The organism is Streptomyces sp. NPDC030296 (assembly GCF_055572815.1).
On record NZ_JBVICQ010000001.1, the window covers coordinates 682861 to 696323 of the forward strand.

Genomic DNA, 13463 nt, shown 5'->3' on the forward strand with positions numbered 1-13463 from the left:
GAGCGCACCGGCGGGCCGACGGCCGCGGGCAGGGCGAGGGCAGGGGCACGGGGGCAGGGCGGGGGAAGTCCTGCCCTCCCGGAAAACAGGGGGCGCTCGATGCGCCGCGGGGCGCACAGAACCGCGCGCGCAACCACACCTGCCCCAGAAAACACGGCCGCCGGCGACCCGGCCCAGGCGGCCGGACGGTGGTCGGAAGCACCCCCGTCCCTCCGGTAAACTTTCACCGCACGCGCCGCTAGCTCAGTTGGTTAGAGCAGCTGACTCTTAATCAGCGGGTCCGGGGTTCGAGTCCCTGGCGGCGCACCACCGAAGAGGCCCCTCGCAGCAGCGGGGGGCCTCTTCGCATACCCCCGCACCCACGCAAAGCGCCCCAGGTTTCACAGATCCTCCACTGACGCCTCAAACACCGCGTATGACCGGTAAACACCGCGTTTCCGTCTTGCGATCAAGAAGAGCGTCGTAGAACCCTGGGCCACAAGGGACTGCGGATACATGGCAGTTGGGGAGCCATGGGGCGATTTGCGCTCGGAGGCGGGTGGGGATCATAGCCTCCCGGCGACGCCGCGACGCGCACGTTCTCGAACGAATGCCTGGGGGGCATCGAAGGAACCGGAAGGTTCCCCGTCCCGTGTCTCCATGGTGTAGATCACATGGTGGCGGCGACGATCCGCCACCGATGCGTCCGTAACGGTCGAGGGGGACCGAAGCGGGCGGAAGACCGACTAACACACACGAACGTGTGTGCGGGGGGAATGACTCATGACGCCGACGGGCGCCCGGCATAACTCCGACCCGTCCGACACGACACGACTGAAGGTCCCGTCACACCGGACCGGCACTTTCCGAAAGCTGAGGAAGACACTTCCGAGATACGACTACGAGCACTACAGCCGACTCGCGGGGCCCCTGACCCAGCCCGATCCGGGCAAGCCCTACACAGTGCAGTACCGCTCCCTGATCTCCCAGGAGCCGCACCGCCTGAGGGTCGCCCTGATGCTGGCCGCCGCCCCGCTGCTCTCCCTGGTCCTGCTCACCTGGCTGCTCCAGCCGGAGCACTGGACCAGGCGCGACTACGTCGAGTACGAGTTCCTGCCCGCCCTCGACATGGTCATGCTGGTCTCGATCGGCCTGATCGAGTTCTTCCGCTGCATGAACGTGCTGTCCAACGCGCACGCCACGCTGGTCGCCCGGGACCCGATCCCCGTGGTCCCCGAGGTCGGCACCAGAGTCGCCTTCCTCACCTCCTTCGTGCTCGGCAAGGAGCCGCTGGAGATGGTGACGAAGACCCTGGAGGCCGCCGTCAGGCTCCGCCACCGCGGGCTGCTGCACGTGTGGCTCCTCGACGAGGGAGACGACCCGGAGGTGAAGGCGGTCTGCGCGCGCCTCGGCGTGCACCACTTCTCCCGCAAGGGCATCGCCAAGTGGAACCAGCCCAAGGGCCCGCACCGCGCCAAGACCAAGCACGGCAACTACAACGCCTGGCTCGACGCGCACGGTGACGACTACGACTTCTTCGCCTCCGTCGACACCGACCACATCCCGCTGCCCAACTACCTGGAGCGGATGCTCGGCTTCTTCCGGGACCCGGACATCGGCTTCGTCATCGGCCCCCAGGTGTACGGCAACTACGACAATTTCGTCACCAAGGCCGCCGAGTCGCAGCAGTTCCTGTTCCACGCGCTGATCCAGCGCGCCGGCAACCGCTACGGCGCCCCGATGTTCGTGGGGACGTCGAACGCCGTACGCATCAAGGCCCTCAAGCAGATCGGCGGGCTCTACGACTCGATCACCGAGGACATGGCGACCGGCTTCGAGATCCACCGCCACAAGAACCCGGTGACGGGCCGCAAGTGGCGCTCGGTGTACACGCCGGACGTGCTCGCGGTGGGCGAGGGGCCGAGCGCCTGGACGGACTTCTTCACCCAGCAGATGCGCTGGTCGCGCGGGACGTACGAGACGATCCTCAAGCAGTACTGGAAGGGCTGGTACTCGCTGCCGCCGACCAAGCTCTTCAACTACACCATGATGATCATCTTCTACCCGATGTCCGCCCTCAACTGGATCCTCGCCGCGCTGAGTTGCGCCCTCTTCCTGGGCCTCGGCGCGTCGGGCGTGAACATCGACCCGACGGTGTGGCTGATGCTCTACGGGAACGCCTCGGCGCTCCAGATAGGCCTGTACGTCTGGAACCGCAGGCACAACGTCTCCCCGCACGAGCCCGAGGGCTCCGGCGGTGTGGCCGGCATGGTGATGTCCGCGCTGTCCGCGCCGCTGTACGCGAAGGCGCTGATCGACTCGGCGCTGCGCCGCAAGAGCAAGTTCGTGGTCACGCCCAAGGGCGACTCGGCCAGCCCCGACCGGTGGTTCGGCACCTTCCGGTACCACTGGTACTTCATCGCGATCTTCGGTGGCTCGATCGCTGCCGGCCTCGTCTACGGGCACGCGCACCCGGCGATGATCACCTGGGCCACGTTCGCCCTGCTGATCACGGCGCTGCCGATCTTCGTCTGGCGCCACATGCTGCGCCAGGACCGGAGGAAGGCCGCCGCCGCGGCCGAACTGCAAGGGTCGATGGTGGCACCGCCCGAGGCGGCTCCCACGCCGCACGCGCCGCCCCACGGACCGCACGCCCCACCCGCGCCACATGCTCCCCAGCACAAGCCGAGCTGGGCCGCGTCCGGATCGGGCGGCGGGGGTGGCGACCAGACCATGCAGATCGCCCTGGGCGGACTTGGGGGGCGTAAGGAATGAAGGACCGTGCAGGCCACCGCCGCGCCCGTCGCCTCGCGATCGGCGGGGCGGTGGTCCTCGCGCTGGCCGGGATGAACGGGCCGTGGCTGTACCGCTTCGGCACCGAGCAGTACCACCAGTACAAGATCAACCGACCTGAGTACAAGGCCGCCAACGGGCACTGGCAGATCGTGGAGTTCCCGAAGAAGTACCGGCAGAACACGATCCACGCCGCGCTCCTGCACACCGGCAAGGTCCTGTTGATCGCGGGGTCGGGCAACGACCAGGACAACTTCGACGCCAAGAAGTTCGACACCCGTGTCTGGGACCCGGTCAAGCAGACGATCAAGCGGGTGCCGACCCCGGCCGACCTGTTCTGCACCGGGCACACCCAACTGTCCAACGGCCGGCTGCTGATCGCGGGCGGCACCAAGCGCTACGAGAAGCTCAAGGGCGATGTCACCAAGGCCGGCGGCCTGATGATCATCCACAACGAGAACCCCGACAAGAAGGTGGAGCTGAGGCCGGGGACACGGTTCGTCGGCAAGGAGAACGGCAAGACGTTCGTCCTGAAGGACGAGGTCGAGATCAAGAAGGCCACCAAGACCTTCGACCCCGACACCGGGAAGTTCACCGGCAACAAGCCGGGGATCGCGCGCGCCTACGTCGAGGCCGAACGCAGCGGCAAGCGGTACGAGACCGGCACCGAGGACAACTACCGGATCGTGGGCCTGAAGGGCGCCGACGCCCGCAACACCTACGGCATCGCGCAGAAGCTCGCCCTCGACAAGAAGGACTTCCAGGGCATCAGGGACGCCTACGAGTTCGACCCGGTCGCCGAGCGGTACATCAGGGTCGACCCGATGAACGAGGCCCGCTGGTACCCGACGCTGACGACGCTCGCCGACGGCACGGTCCTCAGCCTCTCCGGGCTGGACGAGATCGGCCAGCTGGTCCCCGGCAAGAACGAGGTCTACGACCCCGCGACCCGCAAGTGGACGTACGCCAAGGGCGTCCGGCAGTTCCCGACGTATCCGGCGATCTCCCTGATGCAGAACGGCAAGCTGTTCTACTCGGGCGCGAACGCCGGGTACGGCCCGGACGACGTGGGCCGGCAGCCGGGCGTGTGGGACCTGAGGACGAACACGTTCACCAAGATCCCCGGCATGAGCGACGGCAAGCTGCTGGAGACCGCGGGGACGGTGCTGCTGCCGCCGGCGCAGAAGGAGAAGTACATGGTGATCGGCGGCGGCGGGGTCGGTGAGTCGGAGCGGTCCAGCCGGCGGACCCGGATCGTCGACCTGCTGGACGACAGCCCGCGCTTCGTGGACGGACCGCGCCTCGACAAGGGCACCCGGTATCCGCAGTCCTCGATCCTGCCCGACGACACGGTCCTCATCTCGGGCGGTTCACAGGACTACCGGGGCCGCGGCGACTCCAACATCCTCCAGTCACGCATCTACGACGCGCGCACCGGCACGATGCGCCGGGTCGCCGATCCACTGGTCGGCCGCAACTACCACTCCGGGTCGATCCTGCTGCCCGACGGACGGGTCGTCTTCTTCGGGTCTGACTCCCTGTACGCCGACAAGGCCAACACCAAGCCGGGGGAGTTCGAGCAGCGCGTCGAGATCTACACGCCGCCGTATCTGTACCGGAACGGGCGGCCGACGCTGTCGGGCGGACCGAAGACGGTCGAGCGCGGCGGGAAGGCGACGTTCGGGACGCGGCACGCGTCGTCCATCAAGGCGGCGCGGCTGATCCGGCCGAGTGCGTCGACGCATGTCACCGATGTCGACCAGAAGTCCATCGCGGTGGACTACACGACGTCCGGCGACAGCGTCACGGTGACGGTGCCGAAGAACCGGAATCTCGTGCAGTCCGGCTGGTACATGCTGTTCGTGACGGACGCGGCGGGGACCCCGAGCAAGGCGCGGTGGGTGAAGGTGCCGTAGGGCTCCGCCGGGTTGTGTGATTCGGGTGCGGGTGTGTGGGGGCTGGTCGCGCAGTTCCCCGCGCCCCTGAAAAGCGACCGGGGCTGCGCCCCGTGCTTTTCAGGATGAAGGCCGGGCCGCAGGCCCAAGCCTTCAGGGGCGCGGGGAACTGCGCGAGAAACCACAACGAACCCGCACCCGCCAACGAACCGCGCACCCCCGAGCCATAAGGCGCCCCGCGTTCAGTCAGACGCCTTGGCCAATGCCAGTGCGTACTCCGGCCACCACTCCCCCGCCTTCGGCCCCCCCTTGCACTCCCCGTCCGACTCCCCCGGCCGCTTGACCCACAGATACGCGTCCACCAGCGGATCCCCCGTCTTCGTCGTCGGCGTCTCCCCCAGCGCCCGCCCCGGCGGGTTGCACCACTGTTCGTCCTTGTCGCCCCCGGTGTAGGGGCCGTTGCCGTTGCGGCTGGTGTCGATGACGAACGGCTTGCCGCCGACCTTCGCGGACAGCTGCTTGCCGTACCGGACGGAGTCCTCGGTCGTATAGAAGTTCGAGACGTTGACGGCGAACCCGTCGGCCTTGCCGATGCCGGCCCACTTCAGCGGCTCGGCGATCTTGTCGGCCTCGCTCCACCCCGCGTTCCCGGCGTCCAGGTACACCTTCGTGTTCTTCAGCGCGCCGAGCCTCTCGATCGCGCCCTTGAGCAGGTCGTACCGCTCCCCGTGGAACTCGCCCGGCGTGCAGCCGTCCACCACGTGGAGGACCGCGTCGGGTTCGAGGACGACCGTGGCCGGGCGGTCCCCGATGCCCCGGGCGACGCCGTCGATCCACGCCCGGTACGCGTCGCCGTCGGCCGCGCCGCCGCCGGAGTACTGGCCGCAGTCGCGGTGCGGGATGTTGTAGAGGACGAGGAGGGCGTCCCGGTCGGCCTTCTTCGCCGCCTCGGTGAAGCCCTTGGCCTCCCGCTCCGGGTTCTCGGGGCCGATCCACTCGCCCGTGGGCTGTTCGGCGATCCTGCGGATCAGCTCGGCGTTCTCGTCCTTGCCCGCCTTTTCGTAGGCGGCGACCTGAGCCGCCGCGTTCCCTTCCGGGTTGACCCAGAACGGGTCCGTCCCGCTCGGCTGCTGGGTGATCCCGGAGCCCGTGGTCTTGTCGTCCTCGCCCTCGCCGTCTCCCCCGAAACAGCCTGCGAGCAGCAGCGTGGCCCCCGCCACCGCCACGGACGCCCGGACTCCGGCCCCCCTACTGGCGTACATCCAACTCCCCCTTGGGTGCACCGTGTCGTAAGGGCCAATCCTGGCATATTTCCCGCCTCGCCCACGAGGATGCCGCCGCCTGACCGAGACCTGCTGTCTCCTGACCACCTCGGACGGAAACCGCCTGCGCACGGGGGCGCGGGTTGCCCGAACGACCATGTTCCGCATCGTGTGTCATGGGTTCAGGGGCGGGTGCCGCTGAGATAGGCGGAGACGACGACGTTCGCCGTGTAGGTGCGGCTCTTCTTGTCGAAGGTGCCTCCGCAGGTGACCAGGCGGAGTTCGGCGCGGCCCGACTGCCGTACGCCGTAGGCCTGTCCGGCGTCGAAGTCGTCGCGGCGGAGGACCCGTACGTCGTCCACGGTGAACTCGGCGACGGTGCCGTCGTCGCGGGCCACGCGGATCAGCTCGCCGAGCCGGAGGGCGCTGAGCTTATAGAAGACGGCGGGGCGGGTCTCGGTGTCGACGTGTCCGACGAACAGGGCGGTCCCGGTGGCGCCGGGCCGGGTTCCGGCGGCGTACCAGCCGACGACGCCCGGCTGGTCCAAGGAGGGCGGGTCGATCGCCCCGTCGGCGTCGAGGCCGCGTGCCACGACCGGGGCCTGCACCCCCATGGCGGGGATGTCGAGGCGTTGGGGGCGCGCCCCCTTCAACGGTTCGACGGCGGGCGGTAGTTCGGCCTGCGCCGGCCTGCCGACGGCGGCCACGTCACCGGTGGTCGGTGCCGCTATGCCATGCCGTACGTCGGTGACCTCGCGGCCCCAGAGCCACAGGCCGAGCAGCAGTACGGCCCAGGCGACACCGGTGGTGAACCGGCCGGCGCTCGTACCGCCGCCGCTCTCGCCGATGTCGGAGTAGTCCTGACCGGACACGGCGACCCCTTACTTCGCGCCCCGGCGCCGGCGGGCGCCGCGCACCACGACGACCGCGGCCGCGACACCGGCGAGGACCAGGCCGATCACCGCGTGCCGGGCGCCGGGCCCGGTGTTGCGGGCGTCCATGGAGTTGACGCCGTCCGCCGAGGCGGCGGCGTCCGCGGAGGGGTGCGCCGCGAGCAGCGCGGCCGCTCCGCCGCCGCCCGCACGGACGGGGGCGACCGGGGAGGCGGGCACCGAGGGCCGCCCGGTGGGCCGGGCGGAGGCTGGGGGCCGGGTCGAGGCCGAGGGCCGGGCGGGGGGCTGCTTGCCGTCGCCCACCTCGATCATGCCCTTGACCTTGTCCTCCGTGCCGTCGCAGGAGACCCGTACGCCGTAGGTGCCGGGTTTCAGCGAGGAGCGGATACGGGTCTCGCCGGACAGGGTGCCGGCCCGTTTGCCGCCGACCACGGTCAACTGCGCGTCCGCGACGAACGCCGCCGAGGCGGCGGTGCCCGACTTGCCCCCGCAGCCCTTGGCCCGCACCTGGATGTCGGTGCCGGGCGCCGGCGCGGCGGGCACCACCGAGACGTTCCCCGCGTCGGCCGCGTGGACCGTGGGTGCCGGCGCGGTCAGCGCGGCAGCGGCCACCGCCCCCGAACAGAGAGTGAGTCGCAGTAAGCCCATGGTGAACCTCCAGACTCCTGAGACTCCCCCGCCGGGACCGGGGCCGCATCCGGGGAGGGCCCGTGACTGCTCCGTACGGGTGCCCGTGGGTTTACCTCCCGGGGCGCCGCCCGCGTGGGGGCATGGAGGGAGGCGTGGGTCAGATGCGGTCGACGAGGTCCGCGATGGAGTCCACGATCTTCGAGGGCCGGTAGGGGAACTTCTCCACCTGGTCGGGGGTGGTCAGACCGGTGAGCACCAGGAAGGTCTGCATCCCGGCCTCCATGCCGGCGAGGACGTCGGTGTCCATGCGGTCGCCGATCATGGCGCTGGTCTCGGAGTGGGCGCCGATCGCGTTGAGGCCGGTGCGCATCATCAGCGGGTTCGGCTTGCCGGCGAAGTACGGCTTCTGCCCGGTCGCCTTGGTGATCAGCGCGGCCACGGCGCCGGTCGCGGGCAGCGGGCCCTCGGTGGAGGGGCCGGTCTCGTCCGGGTTGGTGGCGATGAAGCGGGCCCCGGCGTTGATCAGCCGTACCGCCTTGGTCATGGCCTCGAAGGAGTAGGTGCGGGTCTCCCCGAGGACCACGTAGTCGGGGTCGTGGTCGGTGAGGACGTACCCGATGTCGTGCAGGGCGGTGGTCAGTCCGGCCTCGCCGATGACGTACGCCGTGCCGCCGGGCCGCTGGTCGTCCAGGAACTGGGCCGTGGCGAGGGCCGAGGTCCAGATGTGGTCGACGGGGACGTCCAGGCCCATGCGGGCGAGCCGGGCGTGCAGATCGCGCGGGGTGTAGATCGAGTTGTTGGTGAGCACGAGGAAGGGCCGGCCGGACTCCCGCAGCTTCTTGATGAAGGCGTCGGCGCCGGGGATCGGCACACCCTCGTGGATGAGCACCCCGTCCATGTCGGTGAGCCACGACTCGATGGGCTTGCGCTCTGCCATGTGCGATCTCCTGCCGTACGTGCGGACCGGCTCCCAACCCTAGGGTGGCGTGGCTGAAATGAGGAGGGCGATCCTGGCCGCTGAGACCGTCCCGCCCGTTCACCGCCGACGTCTGCGCACCCCTGCCGCCAGTACCCCTCCGACGGCGAGTGCCAACACCCCGACGGCGTACGGCAGCAGGACGTGTCCGGCGCCGCTCGCGGCCAGTTCCCCGGGGTACGGTCCCGCGTCCGGCGCCGGGTCGGGTTCCGCGCTCACCCGGTCGCCGGGGGGCCGCTCGCTCTTCCCCGCCGACGGTGACGGGCCCCCGTCGCGCCGCCCGTCCGCGTCCTGGTCCCGCTCCTCGCTCTTCCTTTCGTGCTTGCGCTCGTCCTCGTCCTCGTCCTCGTCGGTGATCCGGAAGCGGTAGTCGTTGGACTCCCCCACCCATTCGCTGTCGTCGCCGCGCCGCTGGACGACGGCCGCGTTGGCCACGACGTCGTTGGGCACGGCCGCGTCGGAGGTGACGGAGAGACGGACCTTGACGGTGAGGGTGCCGCCGGCGGGCACGGTGAAACCGTCGCCGTCCTCGTCGAGCACGCCGACCAGTTCGTCCGAGTCGGTCTCCTCGAAGACGACCGGCCGGGAGGTGGTGCCCTTCGCGTCCTCGAAGTACTCCAGCTGCGGCTGCGAGCGCTTCAGTGTCCGCCCGTCGTCGACCAGCACGATCACCGGGTGGACGTCCGCGCAGGTCCGGTCGGTGGTGTTGGTCAGCTCCACCGCCCAGGTCCGGAAACCACCGCCGGCGACATAGGTGGCCGGTCCCCCGTCGATACGGGTCAGGATCGGGAACTCCTCGCTGTCGGCCTCCGCGCAGCCGACGGCCTCGCCCACCGCCGCGACCGCCACTCCCGGACCACCGCCGAGGCCGGCTCCGACGGCGAACACCAAGGTCAGACAAGTACACAGTCGCATGAACACATGACCATGCCAGCGCCGCCGGGACGGGCGGGGAGCCACGCCCGGGACCGCCGGGGAGACGCCGGAAGTCCGCTCGATCAGCGGAGGGAGGGGCGCCGGAGGGCGCCGCCCAGCGGACCGCTCGGGGGCGCGGGGCGGTGACACATGCGGCTCCGCCGCGCGGGCGGTCCGAGCGACGCCCGGCGGACCTACCCGTCGGCCCGACCGAACAGCGGTGCCAACAGCAGCTGGGCCGCCCCTTCCGCGACGCCCAGCGACCCGCCGGAGGCGACCCGTACCGGCACGTACGGCTCCTCCCCCTGGAGCCGGGCCCACTCGTCGAGCATGGCCCCCACCCCCCGGACGAACACGTCGGGCCGCTCCTCGACCGTGCGGCCCCCGAGCAGCACCAGCTCGATGTCGAGCAGCCCGACGAGGTTCGCGGCCCCGGCCCCCAGGACGCGTGCGGCCTCTTCCACGTCCCCCCGCGCGACGGCCGCGAGGCACAGCACCTCGATGCACCCGCGGTTGCCGCAGCTGCACAGGGGCCCGTCCAGCTGGACGACCTGGTGCCCGAACTCCCCGGCACGGGTCCGCGCGCCCCGGTGGACGGCCCCGCCGATCACCAGCCCGGCGCCGAGGCCCGTACCGAGGTGGATGTACGCGAAGGAGCCGTGCGTCCCGAGGGCCACGGCCAGCCGCAGCGCCGCCGCGTTGGTGTCCTTGTCGACGACCACGGGGGTCCGCAGCCGCCGGGCGAGGGCGGCCCGCAGCGGGAACCCCTCCCACTCCGGGAACCCGGTGACCCGGTGGAGCACGCCGTGCAGATGGTCCAGGGGGCCGGGCAGGGCGACACCGACGCCGAGGAGGGGGGCGTCCTCCTCGGCGAGCAGCCCCTCCACCTCGCGTGCCGCGTTCTCGACCACGGCTTCCGCCCCGGCGCCCAGGTGCAGCGGAGCGCGCCGCTCGCCGACCACGGTGCCGGTGAGGTCGCAGACCACGGCGGTCAGCGCGTCGCGGTCCAGATGGAGCCCGACCGCGTGCCCGGCGTCGGGGACGAGCCGCAGGACGGTGCGCGGCTTGCCGCCCGTGGAGGCGCGGTAGCCCGCCTCCGTCACGAGCCCGTCGGTGCGGAGCCGGGCGATGATCTTGCTGACGGCCTGCGGGGTGAGCCCCGTCCGGTCGGCCAGTTCGAGGCGACTTATCCCGGCCGCCCCCGCGGTCCGCAACAGGTCCAGCACCAGCGCGCCGTTGTGGCTGCGCAGCGCCAGGAGGTTCACTCCCGACGCCCCCGCGGCGCGCCCGTTCCGGTTGCCGGTGCCGTTCCCATTGCCGTTCACACACCCATTGTCCCCCCTGCTTGCACTTTGGCAACAGCGTTGCTTAAGTGGACGTATGACTGGCACCACGAACGGCACGGACTCCACCGGTTCGGCCCCCTCCGCACCGGACGCGCCCGGTGCGGCCCCCGCCGCTCCCCTGCGCGTGGCCCTGGTCGGCTACGGCCTCGCCGGCTCCGTCTTCCACGCCCCGCTGATCGCCGCGACGCAGGGCCTCACCCTCGACACGGTCGTCACCTCGAACCCGGAGCGGCAGGCACAGGCCCGCGCCGAGTTCCCGGAGGTACGACTCGCGGCCACCGCGGACGAGTTGTGGGACCGGGCGGACGAACTGGACCTGGTCGTCGTCGCCTCCCCCAACAAGACCCACGTCCCGCTGGCGACCGCCGCGCTGGAGGCGGGTCTCGCGGTCGTCGTCGACAAGCCGATCGCGGGCACGGCGGCCGAGGCGCGTGAACTGGCCGCCCTGGCCGACGCCCGCGGCCTGCTCCTGTCGGTTTTCCAGAACCGCCGCTGGGACAACGACTTCCTGACCCTCCGCAAGCTCCTCGCCGACGGCGAGCTGGGCGAGGTCCGCCGCTTCGAGTCCCGCTTCGAACGCTGGCGGCCCCAGCTCAAGGGCGGCTGGCGCGAGTCCGGCGACCCCGCAGAGATCGGAGGTCTCCTCTACGACCTGGGCAGCCACGTCGTCGACCAGGCCCTCACCCTCTTCGGCCCCGCCACCCTCGTCTACGCCGAGTCCGATCTGCGCCGCCCCGGCGCCGAGGCGGACGACGACACGTTCATCGCGGTCACCCACGCGAGCGGCGTCCGCTCCCACTTCTACGCCTCCGCCGTCACCCCCCAGCTCGGCCCCCGCTTCCGGGTGCTGGGCTCCGAGGCCGGCTATGTGAAGTACGGCCTGGACCCGCAGGAGGCCGACCTCCGCGACGGCGCGCGTCCCACGCCGGGCGCCCCCTGGGGTGTGGAGCCCGAGGACCTGTGGGGCCGTGTCGGCGCCGGCGAGTCCCCCGCCACCGGCGGCGGCAGCCCCGTCCCCACGGTCCCCGGCGACTACCCCGCGTACTACGCGGCCGTGGCCGCCGCCCTGCACGGCACCGGCGAGAACCCGGTCACGGCGCACGAGGCGGCCGCCGCGCTGGACGTCCTGGAGGCGGCGCGGAAGTCGGCGGCCGAGGGAGTGGCGGTGAGGCTCGCATGACACACACGCCGATCAGTGGGACGCCGAGCACCGGAACGCCGAGCACCGGAACGCCGAGCACCGCAACGCCGAGCACCGCAACGCCGAGCACCGGAACGCCGAGCACCGCAACGCCGAGCACCGGAACGCCGGGCATCGAGGAACTGGAGGCGCAGGAACGCCGCCTGGTCCTGCCCCGCTTCGGCTTCGAGGACGCGTGGGCGCTGGGCTCCCTGCTGGTGGAGATGGCCCGTGAGCGCGAGGCTCCCGTCGCCATCGACATCCGCCGCGGCCGGCAGCAGCTGTTCCACGCCGCGCTCCCCGGCTCCACCCCGGACAACGACGCCTGGATCGACCGCAAACGCCGCGTGGTGGAACGCTACGGCGCCTCCTCCTACCTCGTCGGCGCCCGCTTCCGCGCCAAGGGCACGACGTTCGAGGAGTCGTCCCGCCTGGACCCCGACCACTACGCGGCCCACGGCGGCTCTTTCCCCCTGGCGGTCGAGGGCACGGGCGTCATCGGCACGGTGACGGTGTCGGGCCTGCCCCAACTGGAGGACCACGCGATGGTGGTGGAGGCACTGGAACAGCACCTGAAGCGCCAGTCCGGCGACGGCTGAGCCGAAGGGGCGCGGGGAACTGCGCGACCGGCCACGACGAACCCGCGGCCGCCGACGAACCACAGCCCCCCGCCCCTCAGGCGCCCGGCGGCCGGCGCCCGGCGGCCGGCGTCCCGCGCCTACGCCTGCCCGAACTCCTGCCTCTGCCGCCCGAGCCCCTCGATCTCCAGCTCCACCACATCCCCGGCCTTGAGGAACGGCTTGGGATCGGGTTCCCCCAGGGCCACCCCCGCGGGCGTCCCCGTGTTGATGACGTCCCCGGGGTAGAGCGTCATGAACTGGCTGACGTACCGCACGACCTCACTCACCGAGAAGATCTGCTCGGCGGTCGTGCCGTCCTGCTTCAGCTCCCCGTTGACCCACAGCCGGAGCCCCAGCTTCTGCGGATCGGGCACCTCGTCCGCCGTGACCAGCCACGGCCCCAGCGGATTGAACGTCTCGCAGTTCTTGCCCTTGTCCCAGGTCCCGCCGCGCTCCAGCTGGAACTCCCGCTCGGACACGTCGTGGGAGACGGCGTACCCGGCGACATGCGTGAGCGCGTCCTCGCGGGACTCGACGTAGCGCGCCGTACGGCCGATGACGACCGCGAGCTCGACCTCCCAGTCCGTCTTGTTCGAGCCGCGTGGGACGAGCACCGTGTCGTACGGGCCGACGACGGTGTCCGCGGCCTTGAAGAAGATCACCGGCTCGGCGGGCGGCTCGGCCCCCGTCTCGCGGGCGTGGTCGTGGTAGTTGAGCCCGATGCAGACGATCTTGCCGATCCGGGCGAGCGGCGGCCCGACCCGCAGTCCGGTCGCGTCCAGCTCCGGCAGGTCTCCCGCCTCGGCGGCCTGCCGGATCCGGCCGAGTGCCGCCTCGTCCGCGAGCAGCTCGCCGTCGATGTCCGGCACGATCGCCGAGAGGTCCCGCAGGACACCCTCGGCGTCGAGCAGCGCGGGCCGCTCCGCGCCCGCCGTACCGACTCGCAGCAGCTTCATGGTCACTCTCTCCCTCGA

The 13463-nt window shown here is 71.2% G+C and carries 11 protein-coding genes and 1 tRNA gene; 5 read left to right on the plus strand and 7 right to left on the minus strand.

Annotated elements, in window-relative coordinates; translation table 11 throughout:
- The first annotated feature begins 232 nt into the window (after window positions 1–232).
- The 3 genes from ACZ4Z3_RS02870 to glxA all read left to right on the plus strand — a co-directional run bounded on the left by ACZ4Z3_RS02870 (window position 233) and on the right by glxA (window position 4688).
- Window positions 233–309: transfer RNA gene (locus ACZ4Z3_RS02870), tRNA-Lys, on the plus strand.
- Between the two features lie 453 nt (window positions 310–762).
- The gene (locus tag ACZ4Z3_RS02875) at window positions 763–2754 is read left to right on the plus strand and encodes a glycosyltransferase family 2 protein (protein ID WP_468499352.1); all 1992 of its coding nucleotides are present in this window, start codon (window positions 763–765) and stop codon (window positions 2752–2754) included.
- Complete coding sequence (gene glxA, locus ACZ4Z3_RS02880; RefSeq protein ID WP_468499353.1) at window positions 2751–4688, plus strand: radical copper oxidase GlxA; 1938 nt, start codon at window positions 2751–2753, stop codon at window positions 4686–4688. The genes ACZ4Z3_RS02875 and glxA overlap by 4 nt, the downstream gene beginning before the upstream one ends.
- Window positions 4689–4909: 221 nt before the next feature.
- Here glxA and ACZ4Z3_RS02885 read toward each other — a convergent pair whose 3' ends face one another.
- The 6 genes from ACZ4Z3_RS02885 to ACZ4Z3_RS02910 form a co-directional block, all read right to left on the minus strand.
- The gene (locus ACZ4Z3_RS02885) at window positions 4910–5929 is read right to left on the minus strand and encodes a glycoside hydrolase family 6 protein (RefSeq protein WP_468499354.1); all 1020 of its coding nucleotides are present in this window, start codon (window positions 5927–5929) and stop codon (window positions 4910–4912) included.
- A 182-nt stretch (window positions 5930–6111) separates the two neighbouring features.
- Window positions 6112–6801 carry a class F sortase gene (locus tag ACZ4Z3_RS02890; protein WP_468499355.1) on the minus strand — a complete coding sequence of 230 codons (690 nt, stop codon included), beginning with the start codon at window positions 6799–6801 and terminating at the stop codon, window positions 6112–6114.
- A gap of 9 nt (window positions 6802–6810) precedes the next feature.
- Window positions 6811–7470, minus strand: a complete 660-nt coding sequence (locus ACZ4Z3_RS02895; protein WP_468499356.1) for a hypothetical protein — start codon at window positions 7468–7470, stop codon at window positions 6811–6813.
- Between the two features lie 139 nt (window positions 7471–7609).
- Window positions 7610–8389 carry an HAD-IIA family hydrolase gene (locus ACZ4Z3_RS02900; RefSeq protein ID WP_468499357.1) on the minus strand — a complete coding sequence of 260 codons (780 nt, stop codon included), beginning with the start codon at window positions 8387–8389 and terminating at the stop codon, window positions 7610–7612.
- Window positions 8390–8488: 99 nt separating this feature from the next.
- A complete protein-coding gene (locus ACZ4Z3_RS02905; RefSeq protein WP_468499358.1) occupies window positions 8489–9343 on the minus strand; it encodes a cell wall protein in 855 nt (284 codons plus the stop codon).
- 194 nt (window positions 9344–9537) lie between these two features.
- On the minus strand, window positions 9538–10668 hold the full coding sequence (locus tag ACZ4Z3_RS02910; protein WP_468499359.1) for an ROK family transcriptional regulator: 1131 nt from the start codon (window positions 10666–10668) through the stop codon (window positions 9538–9540).
- 55 nt (window positions 10669–10723) lie between these two features.
- On the opposite strand from ACZ4Z3_RS02910, the gene ACZ4Z3_RS02915 reads away from it, so the two are divergent.
- Window positions 10724–11869, plus strand: a complete 1146-nt coding sequence (locus ACZ4Z3_RS02915; RefSeq protein ID WP_468499360.1) for a Gfo/Idh/MocA family oxidoreductase — start codon at window positions 10724–10726, stop codon at window positions 11867–11869.
- Window positions 11866–12468 (plus strand): heme-degrading domain-containing protein, encoded by a 603-nt coding sequence (locus tag ACZ4Z3_RS02920; protein WP_468499361.1) that lies wholly within the window; start codon window positions 11866–11868, stop codon window positions 12466–12468. Before ACZ4Z3_RS02915 ends, ACZ4Z3_RS02920 begins: the two co-directional genes overlap by 4 nt.
- A gap of 119 nt (window positions 12469–12587) precedes the next feature.
- Here ACZ4Z3_RS02920 and ACZ4Z3_RS02925 read toward each other — a convergent pair whose 3' ends face one another.
- Window positions 12588–13445 carry a fumarylacetoacetate hydrolase family protein gene (locus ACZ4Z3_RS02925; protein ID WP_468499362.1) on the minus strand — a complete coding sequence of 286 codons (858 nt, stop codon included), beginning with the start codon at window positions 13443–13445 and terminating at the stop codon, window positions 12588–12590.
- Window positions 13446–13463 lie beyond the last annotated feature (18 nt).